16 protein-coding genes and 1 tRNA gene are annotated in these 18209 nt (G+C 65.2%); 5 read left to right on the top strand and 12 right to left on the bottom strand.

The features are described from left to right. Positions 1–217 precede the first annotated feature (217 nt). The 10 genes from JAV51_RS07640 to JAV51_RS07595 form a co-directional block, all read right to left on the bottom strand. Positions 218–1414, bottom strand: a complete 1197-nt coding sequence (locus tag JAV51_RS07640) for a hypothetical protein (protein WP_197319951.1) — start codon at positions 1412–1414, stop codon at positions 218–220. An 8-nt stretch (positions 1415–1422) separates the two neighbouring features. Continuing rightward, on the bottom strand, positions 1423–1725 hold the full coding sequence (locus JAV51_RS07635; protein WP_197319950.1) for a hypothetical protein: 303 nt from the start codon (positions 1723–1725) through the stop codon (positions 1423–1425). A 641-nt stretch (positions 1726–2366) separates the two neighbouring features. Next, on the bottom strand, positions 2367–3059 hold the full coding sequence (cas6e, locus tag JAV51_RS07630) for a type I-E CRISPR-associated protein Cas6/Cse3/CasE (protein WP_197319949.1): 693 nt from the start codon (positions 3057–3059) through the stop codon (positions 2367–2369). Between the two features lie 14 nt (positions 3060–3073). Next, a complete protein-coding gene (cas5e, locus tag JAV51_RS07625; RefSeq protein WP_197319948.1) occupies positions 3074–3787 on the bottom strand; it encodes a type I-E CRISPR-associated protein Cas5/CasD in 714 nt (237 codons plus the stop codon). Then, positions 3784–4947, bottom strand: a complete 1164-nt coding sequence (gene cas7e, locus JAV51_RS07620; protein ID WP_197319947.1) for a type I-E CRISPR-associated protein Cas7/Cse4/CasC — start codon at positions 4945–4947, stop codon at positions 3784–3786. Before cas7e ends, cas5e begins: the two co-directional genes overlap by 4 nt. After that, entirely contained in the window at positions 4944–5522 is a 579-nt protein-coding gene (gene casB, locus JAV51_RS07615) for a type I-E CRISPR-associated protein Cse2/CasB (RefSeq protein WP_197319946.1), read from the bottom strand. The genes cas7e and casB overlap by 4 nt, the downstream gene beginning before the upstream one ends. Then, entirely contained in the window at positions 5515–7146 is a 1632-nt protein-coding gene (gene casA / locus JAV51_RS07610; RefSeq protein ID WP_307845767.1) for a type I-E CRISPR-associated protein Cse1/CasA, read from the bottom strand. The genes casB and casA overlap by 8 nt, the downstream gene beginning before the upstream one ends. Before the next feature lie 239 nt (positions 7147–7385). Continuing rightward, positions 7386–7745: a hypothetical protein gene (locus JAV51_RS07605; RefSeq protein ID WP_197319944.1), complete on the bottom strand. Its 360-nt coding sequence runs from the start codon at positions 7743–7745 to the stop codon at positions 7386–7388. Further along, complete coding sequence (cas3, locus tag JAV51_RS07600) at positions 7742–10180, bottom strand: CRISPR-associated helicase Cas3' (protein ID WP_307845766.1); 2439 nt, start codon at positions 10178–10180, stop codon at positions 7742–7744. The genes JAV51_RS07605 and cas3 overlap by 4 nt, the downstream gene beginning before the upstream one ends. Before the next feature lie 248 nt (positions 10181–10428). Further along, positions 10429–10512: transfer RNA gene (locus tag JAV51_RS07595), tRNA-Leu, on the bottom strand. Between the two features lie 102 nt (positions 10513–10614). On the opposite strand from JAV51_RS07595, the gene JAV51_RS07590 reads away from it, so the two are divergent. The 5 genes from JAV51_RS07590 to JAV51_RS07570 all read left to right on the top strand — a co-directional run bounded on the left by JAV51_RS07590 (position 10615) and on the right by JAV51_RS07570 (position 16364). Then, on the top strand, positions 10615–11937 hold the full coding sequence (locus JAV51_RS07590; protein ID WP_197319942.1) for a M20/M25/M40 family metallo-hydrolase: 1323 nt from the start codon (positions 10615–10617) through the stop codon (positions 11935–11937). 123 nt (positions 11938–12060) lie between these two features. Next, entirely contained in the window at positions 12061–13140 is a 1080-nt protein-coding gene (locus tag JAV51_RS07585; RefSeq protein ID WP_197319941.1) for an LLM class flavin-dependent oxidoreductase, read from the top strand. Between the two features lie 150 nt (positions 13141–13290). Then, positions 13291–13593, top strand: coding sequence for a hypothetical protein (locus JAV51_RS07580; RefSeq protein WP_197319940.1), 303 nt, complete (start codon positions 13291–13293; stop codon positions 13591–13593). Positions 13594–13600: 7 nt separating this feature from the next. Further along, a complete protein-coding gene (locus JAV51_RS07575) occupies positions 13601–14698 on the top strand; it encodes a polymorphic toxin type 44 domain-containing protein (RefSeq protein ID WP_197319939.1) in 1098 nt (365 codons plus the stop codon). Between the two features lie 217 nt (positions 14699–14915). Continuing rightward, positions 14916–16364 carry a rhodanese-like domain-containing protein gene (locus tag JAV51_RS07570; RefSeq protein WP_197319938.1) on the top strand — a complete coding sequence of 483 codons (1449 nt, stop codon included), beginning with the start codon at positions 14916–14918 and terminating at the stop codon, positions 16362–16364. 66 nt (positions 16365–16430) lie between these two features. On the opposite strand, the gene JAV51_RS07565 is transcribed toward JAV51_RS07570, so the two are convergent. Further along, a complete protein-coding gene (locus JAV51_RS07565) occupies positions 16431–17303 on the bottom strand; it encodes a peptidoglycan DD-metalloendopeptidase family protein (RefSeq protein WP_197319937.1) in 873 nt (290 codons plus the stop codon). A gap of 54 nt (positions 17304–17357) precedes the next feature. Further along, the gene (locus JAV51_RS07560) at positions 17358–18197 is read right to left on the bottom strand and encodes a peptidoglycan-binding protein (protein WP_197319936.1); all 840 of its coding nucleotides are present in this window, start codon (positions 18195–18197) and stop codon (positions 17358–17360) included. Positions 18198–18209: the final 12 nt, after the last annotated feature.

The raw sequence follows: 18209 nt of genomic DNA, 5'->3' as shown, positions 1-18209 counted from the left end.
GCGTCGGGTTCGGGGGAACGTTGCTGGTGACCGTGAGCGAGCGTGCCTGTTGGCCATCACCCCGGCGTGGAACGATCGCCATATCGATCCATCATGATGCTGCGAGGCCCTGTGTAACTGGGTGAGCCAGGCATATCGAATCGACTCTCCTCCATGCCGACCCAAAGGGTTCGCTGACGTGCCACTGGGTCGACTCCACGCGCGTAGGGCGATGGATTCAGTTCACCGGAATGGTCTTGGCGTCACTCTTGCCGTGAACGGTGAAATCTCGCGCCATGGCGGTGGAGTGCAGCTTTGCTGCGTCGGCTTGTTCAATGAAGTCGGAGTCGAAGATAGGTTCCTTCAAGGTGCCACGATATTGGCTAGGTACACCCCAGTTGTACTCTTTCTGAATTTCTATATGATAGGTGATAACCCCATCCTTCTTTTCGCCGACGAGCTTGTATTCGAAGTTGTTGAGAGCGTAGTACCAGTTCTTGCTGCCGTCGTTGTCATACTTATCAACCCTTGGTGAACTGTCTTGCCACTGGGGTTCGCCTTCGTCGTTCAATTCGAGAGTGGACGTATCAAACTTGCCATCAGGTAGTTCCTTGATCTTTTCGAGGGTCTTATTGACATCCTCCCGGAAGGCGGGCATGTCCTTTAGCATCTTCTCGACATCGACTTCATATGGATCACCGCTACCTTCGAGCCAATGCTGTAGTAGCTCATTAGCGTCATCGAAGCCGAAATACCAGTCGAGTCCTATTGACACTAGGCCGAACTTGAGCTTGGTGACCCAGTCGTTGAGAGTCGGATCCAGTTTGCCGTGCTCGCGGTCGCGGGTCTCGAAATTCTCCGTGGTGCCGAAGATGACCTTCAGTGCGCTCGCAACCCAGCGATCTGTTTTGGTGGCCGCAGTGAGCAGTTCGTCAACTTCCCTCTGGAGCGCCTCTGCCTGCTGCTCTTTCCTTGCCTCTCGGCGCTGCGCTTCCTCTGAGAGAAGGAAATCGGGAAACCAGGCCCCGTCCCAGCTGACGTGGCCATCGGCGTCGATGGTGAGGCCTTGTTCGTGGGCTTGCGCCTCCAGTCGCTGTGCTGTGTCCTTGGCTTTCGCTAAGCCAAGCTCATTGTCGGCTCCTTCCCACGAGGCTGTGCGGCGGATCAGAGAAGCGAGTTTTTTCACCGATATCGCTACGTCAACTATGTTCTCGCTAACGCGTTTGCAGTGGTCCGCCGCTGCTTGAGCTCCGTTTCCTGTCCAATGTTCTGGAAATTGCTCGATTTGCTTGAGTAGTGCTCCCGCTGCGCCTCCGCTTACGCCTTCACCTACCTCTCCGGGGCCCATCAGCTGGTTGCCAATGGCATCCCACATGTCCGCAACTTGGTTCAGGCTGTCGATATCAAGCTGCTTGATTTGCGCGAAGGTGACCATAATGCCTTTCAGGTGAGGAGATTCCGCAAAAGGTCGATGGCGTTCGTTTCGTTCTCGTCGAACCTATCGGCGCATTGATAGAACCTTTCCCCTGCGTCCTGTAACCGTTCGCAGAGTAGGTCATTCAAGTCTTCCCACCGTTCCATCATCTGTGGGAGGCTGTCGATCAGTTCGAATCCTTCAGCGGCTGTCTTGAGTGCGTCGGTTGCGTCTTCGGCGGTACTTAGTTGATTTCTTATGGCCTTCGCGATCTCGTCGCACTTCTCCGGCTGCCTACGCACCCATTGCAAATCTACTGAGATGTCGGCCACCATCCCCACCTTGCGTCGCGATCCGTCCGGCTGAGACGCCGGGACCCGGCTGTGGTCACCAACTGTTGACCAGTTTGCCACAGAAAGTGATGGTGTTGACGTTTTCTACCCGAACGGCAGATCGTTGGAGACTGAGCGCAACGATCATTGCTGACGTCGCCTACCCGCGCGCGAGGAGCGCCCTTCGCGGCCCACGTTCTGGAGGAGGGTGGTGCTCCAGGCTGGCCCTCGACACGGTGCGGTTGGTCACGGAACGCAACTAGTTGCAGTACCTCCAGAAGTCAGCTTTCACGCCGTTCGAGCCCGAGCTAGGGACAACGTCGTCACAAGATGCCCACCAGCGTGCTCTGATCATGAGTGACGGGGGTGCTAAGTGGCGCGGATTCGTTTGCTGCTTGCAGAGAGCGGTGGAGGCACAGGTGAATGAGGCTTTTGAATTCTCGATATTCGCTTTGAAGAGAATTCGGTGGACTCGACAACGGTGCAATCCGAAGGCATGAGCTATCGCTGCGGTCGCACCGATCGAAACTCACCCCGAAAGCGGGCACGAGTGAACCGGCCGCTCGCGGCGACCGGTTCACTTGGAGCTCGAGGGGCGAGTCACAGTACGAGTAACGCGGCTCAGCGCACTGGGCGGTGCTTCATGGCGTGGCTGCTGGTGGCGCGAGGCTGAGAAGCCCGCAGCCGTAGGCCTTGCCTCGGCCGATCCCGCTTTGCAGGGCGGTTGCGAGGGCGGCGGGGTCGGTGACGGTGAGGTGGCCGTCGTAGCGGACAGGGGTGATGGTGATTTTGCGGGTTCGGGTGTCGCGGGCCTTCTTGTAGCCGGTGAGTGGGGGTAAGGCGCTGAGGGCGACATCGGGTCCGTGGACGCCTGCGTCGAGAAGGGCGAAGCCGCATCGTTCGCCTTGCCGAATGAGCCACGCCAGTTGCTCGTTGGGGTCGTGCAGCGGAACGCGGCGTCCGCGCCCGCGTGGCGGCAGGGAATCAGGCTCAGCGGCGGCCTTGCTGGGGTTGCCCAGCAGGCGGAATGCGAAGCGTCGGCCAGGTTGCAGGGCAGCGAATACGGGTTGCAGACAGCGGACTAACGCGCGGTCTCGGAGGTAGCCGTAGGGCAACCGGGCCCAGTCGGGGTGGCGCTTGCTCTGGACGTAGAGGGTGTAGCCCTGCGGCGTGGTGTCCAGGCGCCAGAGGATGGCGTGTTCCTGGCGCGCGGCGGTTCCCGAGGGGAGCTTCGGGAACGCGGACATGACGGTGCGGTGCATGTCGTGAACGTTGGCGCAGTCCACGCGGAAAGCGCGGGAGTTGCTGTTGATCGGGAGTTTGCTCAGAAACAACGCGTGGTCTCCGATCAGGGCTCAGTGAGAGTGACGTAGCCGTGGCGCACCGTACGAGAGGTGTGCTCTCGGTGCTCATGGGCGAACGAGACTGGGTGGTCGTGGCGTAACTCAGCTTCGGGATCGGAAGCCGGCACGTCACGGATGGTGCGAAGCTGAAGAGGACGATCGCTGTCGCGGGCCTGCCTGCGCTGGTCCAGCCGCTGTTCAAGCCAGGGGTGGGTCTTGAGGACGTGGTCGAGTGATTCGTCCAGCAGGCCAGTGCCGTGAGTTTCTCGTCTGTGGGGTGGTTCGAGCAGGGGACTGGCAGGGACGAACGCTTTGCGACCGAAATACAGCGGCCAATGCGGACGGAGAATGGCGGCTTCGAGCTCAGCAAGAAGCGCCCGCGGGCCGTGCAGCGCGACGAGGAACAGCGCATCCGCGAGGTAGAATCGATCACTGACCACGGTGCGGTGCCCGGTGCCTTTGGTGTTGGGAACGTTCTGGGTGACGTGGTAATCGCGTTCGACGAGACCTTCACGGTCGACCCGAACACCCATGTGGAGTGCGGCGAGCTGGGCGATGCCAGCGGTGTCGGCTCGGTCAACGCCGCGGGCGGCGGCGAGCAGGCCGACGATGCCGGACTTGGTGGGTTCGGTGGCGGTGTCACGGCGAACAAACTTTGAGCGCACGCCCCAGGACTGGAGTGGAGCGTCGATGCGCAGGGCCAGCGTTGCCGTGGTCATCCGGCTTGCTCCAAGGCAGCACTGAGCGTGAGATCGACAAGTTCATCCAGAGATGAGGCCGTGTTGCTGCCCTCCAGGGGCGGCAGCTCGCTGGTGGGCGCCGCAGCGACAACTTCGCGCAGCTGGTCATCGCCGTAGAACCCGCGCAGTCGGGCGAAGTGGTCGAGCATGCGTCGAGACGATTCGCTAAGAAGATCGTCGCCGATCACGGGACGGAGGAAGGCGTTGGCGAGATTCCATGCTCCGTGGTCGCGCACGACCGTGAGCAGCGTCTCGGGCTTGGTGCGGGCGGCAGTGGAATTCTGCTTGCCGCTGGGGGTGGCGTCGACGAACGCGCGCAACCATGCGCTCGTGGTGCGAGCGACCAGATCCTCGTCGCCGCGAAGGTTGCGCGAAAGCTGGTCGAGGTCGAGGTTGGCGTAGCGGTAGTAGCACGCGGCGTTGAAGTCGACTGTGCCGATCATGTCGGCCCCAGCTTCCGCTTCGGGCTTGAGGTCGTCCACGGCGGTGTAGAAGTCGAACTCCGTCGCGACAGCGTGTGTGGAGAAGGCGTGCGCGACCTGGGACGCGGCGTCGACGTTGAAGTCTTTGTTGTCGGCGATCATGCGGCCGAACAGCGCGATGTCGGCGACCCGGCTGGCGTCGAGGATGCGGCGGGCCCGCTCGACGCGTTCGCGGTCCGGCTTGACCTTTTTGTCCTTGGCCTTCTTCGTCTGGGCTGTGGACTTCTGCGCAGCCTCACGCCGAGCGGCGGCGATCGTGGCGAGCTCTGACCAGTTGTCGCGGCAGAACTCGGCGAGTTCGTCGCTGGCGCGTCGTCCGACGAACAGCAAATACTCGGTGAGGTCGTTCTTGGCCACGTCGAAGCCGAGTGCCCGCAGGGCTTCACGCACCACGTCGATGGTCTCGTCCGTGGGCTCTTCACCGTCGGGCGTGAGAGTCCGCGCAGCGGCGTCCAGGAGCCGCTTGGTGCGCACGCCGGTCTCGTCCTCGGCAAGTCCGTACTGCTGGAACTGCATCCGGGCCGCCCGCTTCAAACTTTGGCTGGAGATCCGCGCACGCTGGACGCCACCGAAGGTCACGCTCTTGGGTTGTCCCACGTCGTCACGATTCAAGTTGCTGACGGGGTAGGACTGCAAAAGGTGAAGTTCGATGATCACGCGGTGGCTCCTTCGGAGAGTTCGTCGTTGTTCTGGCGGGCGGCGTTCGCGCGAGCGCGGTGGAAGTCACGGGCCCACTGCATGCGAATTTGGTGCGAGCGCGGGCTGTTGAGAGGCTCGACTCGCAAGACGATGAGGTCGTTGAGCAGCCGTTGGTAGTCGATCGGCACTTGGTGCGCGCGGATGAGCCGCACGGCTTGCCGCACGTAGTGGTCGATGCTGCCTGGGCCGACCGAGATCAATTGTTGCAATCGCCGTTCGGTGGCACCATGATCGCCGGTCGCCTGCAGAGCGGCTCCAAGTTTCAAACGGGCGCTGAGAGGTGTGAGCGGACTGGGGTGGCTGGCGAACAGACCAGCAACCAGGACCCACGTTTGCTCTTCTGGTTCGGGCGGGTCGTATTCGTGCACCAGATTCCATGCGGCTGGCTGGTAGCCATGGGTGAGGCTCCGCCGTAGCTGGGCCAAGAGCTGCCGGGCGTGAGGGGCTCCGCCGTTGTCGCGTTCGAGGGTGTCACCTAGTGCATACAGCCGCTTGATGAACTTCGTGCGTCGGTCGTCCAAGGGTTCAGTCATCGGTGTCCTCGTCGAAGTCACGGCAGCGGTTCACGTCGATGTCGTAGTCGCGGCACAGATACGTCATGCGTCGCTGGAAAGCGGCTTCGGCCTCGGCGAGTGCGAACACCTGTCGCCCGGATTCCCGTGGCAATTTCCACGCCCACGTATGTATCGCCTGCTTCGCCGCATCACGCACGGTCTCCCGCCAACGCTCGAACGGTGCGAACAACGCTGGCTCAGACACCTCCCCCTCCCGCAGTCCGGCATCCAGGACGGTGCCGAGCTCGCGCAGCACCTCTGAGAACGGAACCGATAGGCGCGGCCAGTACCACTGGGGCATGGGGCTTCGCCGTTTCGCGCTGCCCTGCTCCCTTCGGAGTGCTTCGTCGTAGATCTTCTCGGCCCTTTCCAACGCAGAGCCCACATCGTCGGCGAGCCCGACCGCGAAGCCGAGCAGTTGTTCCACTCGCTCGTCAACGTCGTTGACCCGCAGCAATGCCACAGGAGCGGGAACCGTCTCCTGCAGCCAGGTGTGCACTGCGCCGCCCTTTTGGTCGAGCTGTTGGCCGAACACCCGCAGCGAATACACCTGTTCCTCCGGTGCTCGATCCGCAACATGATCGAGGACCTTCGGCCGTTGGCGCAGATTGCCGGGTGGGGCGGGAAGCAGTAACTCGCGGCAGTACCGCCACACGCCACGCTGTTCTTCGAGTTGCACCGGGAGCTTTGGCCCGGTCGGGACCATGCCCTTCTTCGACTTGACCAGCCGGGGTTGCCTGAACGCAGCCATGAGTTCTGCCTCGGCCAGTTCGGTTCGTAGCCGAGTGCCTGGCGTGATCACCACACCGTCGACCACCGAGCGACCGCCGCGGTCGGCCTCGCGCAACAGGATGCGCCGTGTCGGCCAGGTCAGCAGGTCAGTCCAGCCTCGTGGAGCGCGACCCTCTTTGTCGGGCTCCGGGCCTGGTGGTTGGTCCAGCTCCCACTGGGGGCAGTCGTTGGGGCGCGTCGGCACCGGAACGCCGCGTCCAGGGCAGTAGACGGGCATGTTGAGCAGCAATGTCTCCTTCAGTGTGGCGCCTTCGACGACCACGGTCCCGAAGTAGTTGCACAACCCGCGTTCGGACGACTTGTCAGTGCGGTAGGGCGTCTTGAGGCCACCCGTATCGAAAGCCTGCACGGTCACCAGCCACCGGGCGGCGACGGCCGGATCGAGCTCGACCACATCGTCGCTTGTGGTGTGGTCGAACAACGTCGCGTTGTTGCCGACTGCCCGGTTCAGTACGAGCTGCGCCGGAGTGCCCATCTTCTCGGCGGGCAACGCCGAACACTGCAGAAACGGCCGAGGCCCGAAGAGGTCGAACCGATCGTTGAACTTCTCGCGGTAGGCCTGCCAAGCCTGCTCGGGAAAACGGTCCGCCGACCACAGTGCGTGCCACTCTCGGTTGCTGGCGGGGCCGAAAGCCCGGTGGGCCAACGCTAGCAACAGCCGGTACATCGCCGCGGTGACTACGGGTGCCTCACCTTCAACCCACCGCAGAGTGTGTGCCTGGAGCAGCGCCTCGGCGAGACTGACCTCCCGCGGTCTCCCGTCCCTGTCCACCACGGGAACCCACTGCTCGTCCAGCAGGTCGAATGTCACTCGCGCTCCTTGCTCACGAGAGGGAGACGGCCTGCGATGCCTACGTGCCACGGCAGCTCACACGACCTGAACCAGAACGACAATCTGCGCGATGTCGGTTCGTGATCATCCATCGGCGCGAACACTAGCAAGGGAGACTGACAGGTCTTGTCGTTTTTGATCAAATTCGCGAGATCGTTGGAACGCCTACGCGGCGACTTCGAAAGACGCTCTCGCGGCGTCGTTAGACGAATCTCCGTTCAAGGACCGATGACGACACCTTCCGCATCGACGTGGAACGCGACCGCTCCGACGGTTGCGGTATCACGGTCGAGTACGAGGACGTGGTAGCCAGCCAGCCATCCTGATCGGGTAAAGCACTCGGGTACGGGGAGGCGACCGAGGTCGGCTAGCGCTTCCGACGAGAGGTCTTCTCCAGCAGTGAGGTGGATGGCTGACGCAGCCAGCTCCTGCACCACAGGGCTTGGAAGTTCGTCCGCATCGAGATCGACGGGTGTTCCCGCTTCGGTGGTCAGCGTTCCGTCCGGGCGTCGCCGCACAGGGATGAGCACGATGCTGTCTTCGTCGGGTGCGAGTTCGTCGTCGTAGTCGAGCATCATGTCCGATCCTCCGGGGCGCCGGTCTCTCGGCGGGTTCGGTAGGGACTTCCTGGGTCGGCGGTGAGTTCGCGCAGAGCGTCGTCGTCCGTGCAGCGGGGGATGCACGGCACGTGTCCGCGGTAATCGGCGAGGTCGAGGCTGCGTCGGTAGTTCGCGGAAGCCTGTGTCTCAGGGGCGGTTTCGTAGACGGCGTGCACCAGATTGGGGATGTCGTCGGGCAACACCAGCGGTTCCGCATCAGGCAAGGTCATCCAGGTGGCCAGGAGTGGCTGCTTGAGGTAGATGCTGCTCGGGCCCGGGAAGGTGATCCTTTTGAGATTGTGGCTGTTGCGGACGCCGATCAGGCCCAGTTTCAGTTCGGAGATCGCGCGGTCCGCGCGTTCGTAGCGATGGAGTCGCCCGAGCCGTTGCAGCAGCAGGTCGACCGGGCACATGTCGGAGACCATGACGTCGACGTCCACGTCGAGGTTCTCCAGCAAGGACGTGCCGATGACGATGACGTTGCGCGGATACTCGCTGTTGGGCCCGAGCAGTGCGCGGATCTCGGCTTCCTTCCCAGCACGGCGCGCGTCCTCGGCTCCGCCGACGATCGAGATTACTGTCGTGGACAGGCCCCGCGCTCTTACCGCCTTTCGCACCGCAGCAGCGGTTCGCTGGACTCGGGGTCGGGTGCTGTGGACCACCATGGCGCTGGCGCGTGTGCCGATCTGGTCGAGCACCCAGTCGGCGACGTCGTCGTCAGTGAGTCTCACCAGCTTTACGCGACGCCGATTCTGGTCAGGCTTGAGCGGCACGACTGTTTCCGGTGTGTGCGCGTCCACCCAGGTGAGACGCCAGCCATCCGGATCAGCTGAGGCGGGCTCGTCGTTGGTGATGGGTTGCACACGGGCTCCGGCCCGCCATTCGGTCAGCAACTCGCGGCGTCGGCTGGCCGGCAAAGTCGCCGACATCAGGATCACGGGGATGCCCAGACGACCACACCACCACATCAGCCGGTCGAGTAACCGCGAGGTGTAGGTGTCGAAGGCATGCACTTCGTCGACCAGGAGCACCTTGTTCGACAGCCCGACAAGGCGCACGAAGGTATGTCTGGAGCGCACCACGCTGAACAGCGCCTGGTCCACTGTGCCGACGCCGATCGGTGAGAGGAGGCCGCGCTTCTTGGTGAACCACTCGCGGGCAGCGGTCGTGAGTTCTTCCCGGACCTGTCCGTCGCCGTGATCGGTGGCGACGTCCGTGGGCTCGACCTCGGACAGGTCGGTGCTCACGTTGTCGTTGGTGTCCTCGGCGCGGATTTGCTGGAGCGCGAGCCCGTGCACGGGCACCGCCCTCACTGGCGAGCCACTTCGAGCCAGCATCTCGGTGGTCTCGTCGTAGAAGGCTTTCCCCGTCGCCCGCGTCGGCAGGGCCGCGTAGACGCCTGACAGCGACAACGTCCGCACCATGTGTGTCGCGGCCAGCAAGCCGGCTTTCGTCTTGCCCTCCCCGGTCGGGGCCTCGATCACCAGCACGCCAGGGCGATCCCGGTTGGCGACGAGCTCTTCCACGGCGGCTTGCAGGCGGCGTGGCGCCGTACCGAACAACGTGGTGAACTCTGTCGTGCTCGGCCGCCACGGCGACCACCCGAGGCGTGCCACCACGTTGCGCGCCTTTTCTTGGGCCTTCTCCCGATAGGCAGGTAGGTCAGTGTCCGTGAGCTCGGGACACCATTCGAAGTGCTTCGGCGACGAGGCGATCCAGTCGCTGACCGAAGCCAGCCCGGCCAAGCCCAACGCGCCGACCTGACCTAATCGCACCTCCTCCCACGGCGCGTCGCCAGCATCACCGAGGCCCCACAGCTCGGTCACCTTGTCCATTACGGCATCTCGTAACCGTCTCCAGCAACTTCCGCCGATATGACCCACTGCGCTGCGCGTCTGTTTCATCGATAACTTGTCCGGCAACCAGCCGTGGTGGCCGCCCACAGCACAGGCCACCGCGTCCGCGGTCTCGGGGGCCGCACCGGACTTGGCGAGTCGCTGATACAGATGTGCCGCGGTGATCAAGCCGTGCTCGATGTCTTTACGCGGCTTGCGGCGCAGTGCCGCCTTTGCTCCGTCGATCGCGGCCTTTGCCTTCGGGCCCATCCGCGTGATGGCGAGCTCTGCGCACTGCGCTTGGAAGACCGGTGAGACCTTGCCCAAGTCGTGAAGCCCGCACAACACCGACACCCAACCGCGCACGTCTCCCAACGGGCCGAGGCTGGTTTCGAGTTCGGTTCGAATTCGCGGCCCCAGCAGTACCGGATACAGCACTTCGGCCACCGCGGCCGTATCGATCAGATGGCACACCGCCGGATGAGGGCGCCCTGTGCCACCCTCCTTGCCCCAAGCAGCTGTGATCTCACACCACGATTTGCCCAAGCCGACGACCCTCCGACGTGAACTCTCCCTCACCGCGACCGGAGTTCGGCTGGGATTGGACTACCGGGCGCTCACACGGATCTTCTCGCACCAGGTGGCTTAGTGTGGCGGCCTTCGAGCGATTCGACGGGAAGCGAGAGAAGTCCGGTGGGTGGCGTGCTGGGCGCCGCGTGCGGAACGGTGCTCCGGCGGTTGCGAGGCCGTTGACCAGCGGGTGAGTGCCGTGGATAGGCGAACAAAACAAAAGAACCGGCCGTGTGTCACGACCGGTTCGCTCTGAGTGTCCGAGGGGGGACTTGAACCCCCACGCCCTTTACGGGCACTAGCACCTCAAGCTAGCGCGTCTGCCATTCCGCCACTCGGACTTGCTTGGGGAATACTTTAGCCCACCCCCGAACGGCCCGTGCACGGGGGGTGCCCTTTCGCGCCCACAGCGATCTCACCTGCGCGGATGATAGGAATGGGCGGTGACCGAACCCAATCTGATCGACGAGGCCGCAGACGAAGCCGTCACTCTCACGAGTGAGCTGATCCGCATCGACACCACGAACACGGGCGATCCCGCGACGCTCGTCGGGGAGCGGGAGGCCGCCGAGTACGTGGCCGAGAAACTCACGGAGGTCGGCTACGACATCACCTACGTGGAGTCTGGAGGCAAGAACCGGCACAACGTGATCGCACGGCTCGCCGGGGCCGATCCGAGTCGGGGTGCGTTGCTCGTGCACGGGCACCTCGACGTCGTGCCCGCCGACGCCTCCGAGTGGTCGGTGCATCCGTTCTCCGGCGCCGTCCAGGACGGCTACGTGTGGGGACGGGGCGCCGTGGACATGAAGGACATGCTCGGCATGTCGTTGGCGCTCGCTCGGCACTACAAGCGGCACAACATCGTGCCGCCGCGCGACATCATCTTCGCGTTCCTCGCCGACGAGGAGGCGGGCGGCCAGTACGGCGCGCAGTGGCTCGTCGACAATCGTCCCGAGCTGTTCGAGGGCGCGACCGAGGCGATCAGTGAGGTCGGTGGCTTCTCCATCACCTTGCGTGACAACGTGCGCGCCTACCTCATCGAGACCGCGGAGAAGGGCATCCGCTGGATGACGTTGCGGGTGCGCGGCACGGCGGGCCACGGCTCGATGCTGCACCACGACAACGCCGTCACGAAGCTGTCGGAGGCCGTGGCGCGGCTCGGCAACCACCGGTTCCCGCTGGTGTTGACCGACTCGGTGCGGGAGTTTCTCGCGGGCGTCACCGAAATCACCGGGTGGGACTTCCCCGAGGACGACCTCGAAGGCGCCGTGGCCAAGCTCGGCAACATCTCGCGCATGATCGGCGCCACCCTGCGTGACACCGCCAATCCGACGATGCTCAAGGCCGGCTACAAGGCCAACGTCATCCCGTCGACCGCCGAGGCCACCGTCGACTGCCGCATCCTGCCCGGCCGGGTCGAGGCGTTCAACCGGGAACTCGACGAAATCCTCGGCCCGGACATCGAGAAGGAATGGCTGGAGCTGCCGCCGGTCGAGACGACCTTCGACGGGGCGATCGTCGACGCGATGAGCGCCGCCGTGCTCGCCGAGGACCCGGGGGCGCGCACGTTGCCGTACATGTTGTCGGGCGGCACCGACGCGAAGGCGTTCCAGAAGCTCGGCATCCGCAACTTCGGGTTCGCGCCGCTGAAGCTGCCCGACGACCTCGACTTCTCGGCGCTCTTCCACGGCGTCGACGAGCGGGTGCCCGTGGAGGCGCTCAAGTTCGGCACACGCGTGTTGGATCGCTTCTTCCGCAACGCCTGAGGCCCGTGGGGGTCCACGTGTCGTGGGCCCCATTGGGCTCGCACGTCGGAGTCTCCGCTCGGGAAGCGTTCGCGCCTGCCCGACGTTTCCCTGAGCGGAGGCAACCGGCAATCGGAGGCGACGATGGCGTTCGAGATCGGAATCCTGACGTTCGGGGAGATCACCAGGGACCTGGTCACCGGGTCGCTGCCGTCCCCGCAGCGGCGCATGCGGGAGACCATCGAGATGGCCCAGGTGGCCGACCAGGTGGGCCTCGACGTGTTCGGGGTCGGGGAGCATCACCGGAGCGACTTCGTCGCCTCGGCCCCGGCCGTGGTGCTCGCGGCGGCAGCGCAGGTCACCGAGCGAATCGCGCTGACGAGCGGAGTCACCGTGCTCAGTTCGGACGACCCGGTGCGGGTGTGGCAGCAGTTCGCCACGGTCGACCTCATCTCGGGCGGACGTGCGGAGATCATCGCGGGGCGCGGTTCCTACATCGAGTCGTTCCCGTTGTTCGGCTACGACCTCGACGACTACGCGGAGCTGTTCCGCGAGAAACTCGACCTTCTGCTCACGATCCGCGAGCAGAATCCGGTCACCTGGCAGGGCCGGTTCCGCGCGCCGCTCGTGAACGCCGACATCGCGCCACGGCCGTCCTCCGACCGGATGCCCGTGTGGGTGGGGGTCGGTGGCACGCCGTCCTCGGCCGTCAACACCGGCCGACTCGGCCTGCCCATGGTGCTCGCCCTGCTGCTCGGGCCGATCACCACGCACCGACAGACCGTCGAGCTCTACCGCTCCGCGGCGGCCGACGCCGGGCACGACGTGGACGCGTTGCGGATCGGCCTCACCGCGCACGGCTACGTCGGTCGCACCAGTCAGCATGCGCGCGACACCATGTATCCCTACTTCGCCCGCGGCATGGCGGAGAACAACCACCAGCGGGGCCGTGGTCTGCATCTACCCAGGGAGGCGTTCGAGGTGCAGAGCTCTCCCGCCGCCGGGCTGCTGGTGGGCAGTCCGCAGGAGTTGATCGACAAGTTGCTGCGCTACCACGAGCTGTACGGGGTGGACCGCGTCCTGGTGCACATCGGTTTCGGTGGCATGCCGCAGCGGGACGTGCTCGACGCGATCGAGCGGCTGGGCACGGAGGTGGCGCCCGTGGTCCGACGCGAGGCGGCTGGAACGAGTGACGACGGCAGGAGCGCCGCCCGGACCCAATGAGTCCGGTGTGGACAGTCACGCGAGCTGGCGTTCGCCTCGGAATTCGCTCGAGAGGACTCTTGTCCGAGCGGTGAACGTCTCGGGACACTGATTCGACAATCTTGAACCACATCTGGGGGAAAGATGTCGAACGGTTCGGATGGAATCACCGTGGACCCCGCTGCGCTGATGGTGATCGCGAACGCGGCGGGTGACCTCCAGCAACGGACGCTCAAGGACGGCATGCACGCCGAGGATGACACCGAAGCCGCTGCCCGAGCGTTCAAGAACGAGAGTTTCGATCTCGGTGGTGCACTGGCGAAGGCGCTCGAGGCGTGGGAGTCGCAGATCGACACGCTCGCCCTCGCCTGCACCAAGATCGAACGTTCATTGGGTGTGGCGGCCGGTGAGTACGAGAAGGTCGACACCGCCAACGAGATGACCATGGCCGAGATCGGCAAGAACTTCGAGTGAGGCGACTGTGCTGTCCTACGAAGCCGTCTACAACGCCCCGGTCGACACGTTGCGCGCCGCCGTCGAGGCGTGGACCGAGCAGATCGACAAGCTGAAGTCGCTCCAGGAGGACATGGACGAGTCGGTGCTCGACGCTGTGCGGAACAGCGGGTGGAGCGGTCCGGCTGCGGGGGAGGCCATCGCGTTCGTCGAGGAGACGGCGAAGGAGTACGCCGACGCCGTCGCCGAGGCCACGGGTATCCGCGACATCCTCCAGGAGGCCCACGACGCCATCCGCAGGGCCCGCGACCGCCTCCACGAGATCGCCGACACAGTAGCTCCCGACAAAGGCCTGCGAGTCAGTGCCGGCGGGGAGGTGGAGGCGGACAGCTGGATCCCTGGCGCCGACTGGTTCAAGGAGGACGAGATCCAGGCGGTCGCGAAGGAAATCGAGCGTGCGTTGGTCGCCGCCACCGAGGCCGACGACAGCGCCGCCGAGGCGCTGGGCCGCAACGTGAACGAGAAGCACGACTTCAACGCGCCCACCTTCACCTCGCTCGCCGACGTCGAGGCTCGGGTCAGTGAGAAGCGATTTTCCGACGCTGAGAAGTTCATGTTCGAGGAGATGATGAAGAACGCCCGCAGTGAAGATGTGAAGAGGATTCGCGAGAACCTGGATTCCTTGCTCGACAGCCCTGAGGGGCTGGTCGACTGGTACAACAAGGTCAAGGAGAACGCGGACTGGGACCACAAGCCGATACTCAAGGACATGTTCGGTCTGGACACCGCGAACGATTACAACTTCAAGATCCCCGATGACCCCAAGGGGCGCAGCCTCTTCTACGACGCCTGGTCGAACATTCATTACGGTTACGTCGGGATGGCTGCCGGAATCAACGAGCACATGCTCATGACCGCTGGCTCTCTGAACTTCGGCTCATTCGGTGCGGACGACCCTGGTGATCAGATCACCATGCGGGCGGGCATCGAGCTGTACAAGAAGTACGGCGACGACCTGACGCAGGAGCAATTTCATCAGGAGGTCCTCAAGATGGTGGATGAGATGGAGCGGCAGGGCACCGAACAGGTCGGGAAATGGAAGCCGACGCGCGGAGCCACGGCGTGAGCGGCCTGCCGAGCACGTCGGGAGGCCGCTGAGAGCTCCGCGGTGTCGGGCAGCTCGGGGATGGGGCCTGCGCGCGGCCGGGTTCGGGTGTCGGGCGCGACACGGTTGACGCAGCGTGCTTGGAGGTATGCGGTAGCTGCCGAGGCGACGTCAGGCCGACCCGCTCCCGGAAGGCGGACTTCGACAGCCACCTCGGCCGGTTCGGAAGGGGTGGACGATGACAGCGACACGACCGACCCAGACGAGTGGACAGCCGACGGCCGACGGCAGCTCGCCCGGCCTCGCGGGCGGACTGACGGTGGAGGTCGTCGAGACGTCGTCGTTGGGAGACCGCAGCTACGTGGCTTCGGACGGCGACGTGGCGGTGGTCGTCGACCCGCAACGCGACGTCGACCGGGTGCTCGCGGTCGTGGGGCGGCTCGGTGCCCGCGTCGCGCTCGTGCTGGAGACCCACGTGCACAACGACTATGTCTCCGGCGGGCTGGAGCTGTCGCGGTTGACGGGTGCCGAGTACGCGTTGTCGGCGGACGACGATCTGCCGTTCGCGCACCGGGGACTGCGGGACGGCGAGGTCGTCGAGGTCTCGCCACGGTTGCGGGTGCGGGCCGTGGCCACCCCGGGGCACACGTTCCATCACCTGTCGTACGTGCTGGAAGGCGAGCAGGGGCCCGTGGGCGTGTTCACCGGAGGCTCGCTGCTCTACGGCACCACGGGCCGCACCGATCTGCTGGGCGAGGAACACAGCGAGCTGCTGGCTCGCCACCAGCATGCGTCCGCGCGCAAGCTCGCCGACCTCCTGCCGGACGGGGCCCGAATCTGGCCCACCCACGGGTTCGGCAGTTTCTGTGCCGCGACGCCGGCGCAGGGGGACGAGTCGACCATCGGGGAGGAACGCCGCACCAATCCCGCGCTCAGGCTGGCGGAGCACGAGTTCGTCGAGCAGACACTCGCGGGTCTCGACGCCTACCCCGCGTACTACGCGCACATGGGAGTCCGCAACGCCGAGGGGCCCGCGCCGATCGACCTGCGGGCACCCACCCGGGCGGAGCCGGAGGAGCTGCGGCGCAGGCTCGACGCCGGTGAGTGGGTGGTCGACCTGCGCTCACGCACGGCATACGTGAAGTCGCACCTCGCGGGCACCGTCAGTCTCGGTCTCGACGGCCCCATGGTCACGTGGCTGGGCTGGCTCGTCGACTGGGAGGCGCCGTTGACTCTCCTCGGCGAGACCTCCGCCCAGGTCGCCGAGGCACAACGGGAACTGGCACGCATCGGCATCGACCGGCTCGCTGGTGCGGCCACGGGAACGCCGGAGGAGCTGGCCGTCGATCCCGCGCAACTGCGGAGCACGCCGGTGGCCACGTTCGCCGATCTCGCCGACGCCCGACGCGGTGGGGTGACGGACCTGCCGTCCCCGGACGTCGTGCTCGACGTGCGACACAACAACGAGTACCGCTCGGCCCACGTGCGTGGTGCCGTGCACGTGCCGCTGTACGACGTGCGACGGCGACTCGCCGACCTGCCTGACGGGGCGGTGTGGGTGCATTGCGCCAGCGGCTATCGGGCCACCGCGGCGGCCTCCCTGCTGGAACGGGCCGGGCGCACGGTCGTGTTGGTCGACGACCTCTTCGCCAACGCGGTGAAGGCCGGACTGGTGGACGAGGCGTAGCAGAACGAGGCCGTCGTACGCGTGATCACGCACGACGGCCCCGCCGGGAAGGGGAATCAGATCAACTCACGGGCAGTTGGTCTTGCGCTGCAAGTTCTTCTTGCCCCAGTAGGTCGGGCTGCCGTCCTTGAACGTCACCTGCTTCACGGTGCCGTTGAGCTTCTGCTCGTAGTGCAGGTGCGGCCCGGTGGAGCCACCGGTGCTGCCGACGCGACCGATCATCGTCTTCTCCGTGACCTTCTGGCCGACGGAGACGTCCTGCGAGCTGAGGTGCGCGTAGAGCGTCTGCCAGCCACCGGAGTGGTCGATGACGATGTAGCGCCCGTACGAGGTGCTACCGGTGTTGGCCACCTTCGACACGGTGCCCGGAGCGGAGGCGTAGACCTTCCAGCCGTTGTCCTCCGGGTAGTGGTTGAAGTCGACCGCGTTGGCGGGGCTGTGGTTCGTACGCGTGCCCGCCTCCCACGTCTCACCACACGGGAACGGCAGCCAGAACGTTCCTGCCGGCGTCGAGCTCGGGTTGATCTGGTGCGACGCGTTGTTGTTCTTCAGCGTCGAGTTCAGATTCACCTTCGCGCCCGCCGCGATGTCCTGGTACGAACCCGCGTAGTTCGAGTTGTAGTAGACGCGCACCTTCTTGCCCGTGCGGTTCCACACGGACGCGGCGTTGTTCTTGATGCACAGGCCCTGGCCGTTGCCGGAGCTCTTGAACTCGTAGCAGCTGGGCTGGGTCGTCCCGTAGTTGCCGAGCGAGCTGGCGTGGTCGGAGATCGACCCGGCGTGGTTGCTGTTGTAGTAGTAGCAGAACTCGCCGCTGTCGCAGACGCCGTCACGCTCGGCGGCGCCCGCCGGGGTGGCGGAGACCAGCGTGAGGCCCGTCGCGGCGAGTGTCGCCGCGGCGATCCCCGCCGCAGTCTTCTTCCAGTTCAGTAAGGCCATTCCGGCTCCTCTCTTCAGGGGACAGGGGTGCAGGGCGGCGAGGCCGCCCCGGGGCTACTGGGCTCGCTTGTAGTCCTCCCAGGTCACCTTGGTCACCTGCGGGCCGTCGTCGGGGCCGTTGTTGGCCAGTCCGTTGCGGCCGAGGTAGTAGCTGCCGACCTGCTTCTGCGCGGGGGTGGAGAGGTCGGTGTCGTTGATGGCGATCGCGTGGATGTGCCACGGCCAGTTGCCCTGGCTCGGGCTGCGCAGCCACGCGGCGAAACCCACCTTCCGCAGCGCGGTGACCAGGGCGGTCCGCTGCGTGCCGTTCAGGGCCTCGGCGTCGATGTCCACGGCGCCGCCACCGTCGTGCGTGCCCGCGGAGGTCGGGTCGTTGCCGGGCGAGTACGAGCCCTGTTCCACCACCGGGGACACGCCGGAGAGCTTCGCGGCCTCCTTGAGCATGTCCACGGTGCGCTGGTTGAACGGGAAGCCTTGGTAGGTGGTGCGAGAGCCGGGGGTGAGGGGGCGGGTGAGGTTGAACCGTCCCTCGCCGAGCGCGAGGAGGGACGCGCGGCCGGGCAGGCCGTTGGCGGCCAAGCCGCTGTAGCCGAGGGACTCCTGCCACTTGGCGTAGGCGGAGCGGGTAGCCGTGCCGAAGTGTCCGTCCACGTACTGGGCGGCGAGGAAGCCACGGTCGACGAGCGCCTGTTCCACCAGGGTGACGCTCGGGCCGGCACCGGGAGTGATTCCCGTGCCCTCCTTCACCGGGTCGCACTGGGCGGCCAACACGATCTTCTCCATGTTGGCGTTCGGCAGTGCGGCCGACGCCGTTCCGGAGGCGAGCACGGTGGCAGCCGCGGCGGTGGGAAGCACCACGGTGAGGAAATGACGACGATCGAAGCGGTCGGGCATGCGCGACACTGT

Source organism: Saccharomonospora sp. NB11 (genome assembly GCF_015910535.1).
In the GTDB taxonomy this organism is placed as follows: Bacteria; Actinomycetota; Actinomycetes; order Mycobacteriales; family Pseudonocardiaceae; genus Saccharomonospora.
The sequence above is the reverse complement of the archived record's forward strand: the minus strand, read 5'-3'. Positions and strand labels throughout refer to the sequence as shown.

Bases quoted from the DNA above. Each gene is read 5' to 3' on its own strand.
- cas5e (WP_197319948.1), bottom strand. From the start codon at position 3,787: ATGACCACGGCAACGCTGGCCCTGCGCATCGACGCTCCACTCCAGTCC.
- JAV51_RS07605 (WP_197319944.1), bottom strand. From the start codon at position 7,745: ATGATGCTCGACTACGACGACGAACTCGCACCCGACGAAGACAGCATC.
- casB (WP_197319946.1), bottom strand. From the start codon at position 5,522: ATGACTGAACCCTTGGACGACCGACGCACGAAGTTCATCAAGCGGCTG.
- JAV51_RS07560 (WP_197319936.1), bottom strand. From the start codon at position 18,197: ATGCCCGACCGCTTCGATCGTCGTCATTTCCTCACCGTGGTGCTTCCC.
- JAV51_RS07570 (WP_197319938.1), top strand. From the start codon at position 14,916: ATGACAGCGACACGACCGACCCAGACGAGTGGACAGCCGACGGCCGAC.
- JAV51_RS07585 (WP_197319941.1), top strand. From the start codon at position 12,061: ATGGCGTTCGAGATCGGAATCCTGACGTTCGGGGAGATCACCAGGGAC.
- JAV51_RS07640 (WP_197319951.1), bottom strand. From the start codon at position 1,414: ATGGTCACCTTCGCGCAAATCAAGCAGCTTGATATCGACAGCCTGAAC.
- JAV51_RS07565 (WP_197319937.1), bottom strand. From the start codon at position 17,303: ATGGCCTTACTGAACTGGAAGAAGACTGCGGCGGGGATCGCCGCGGCG.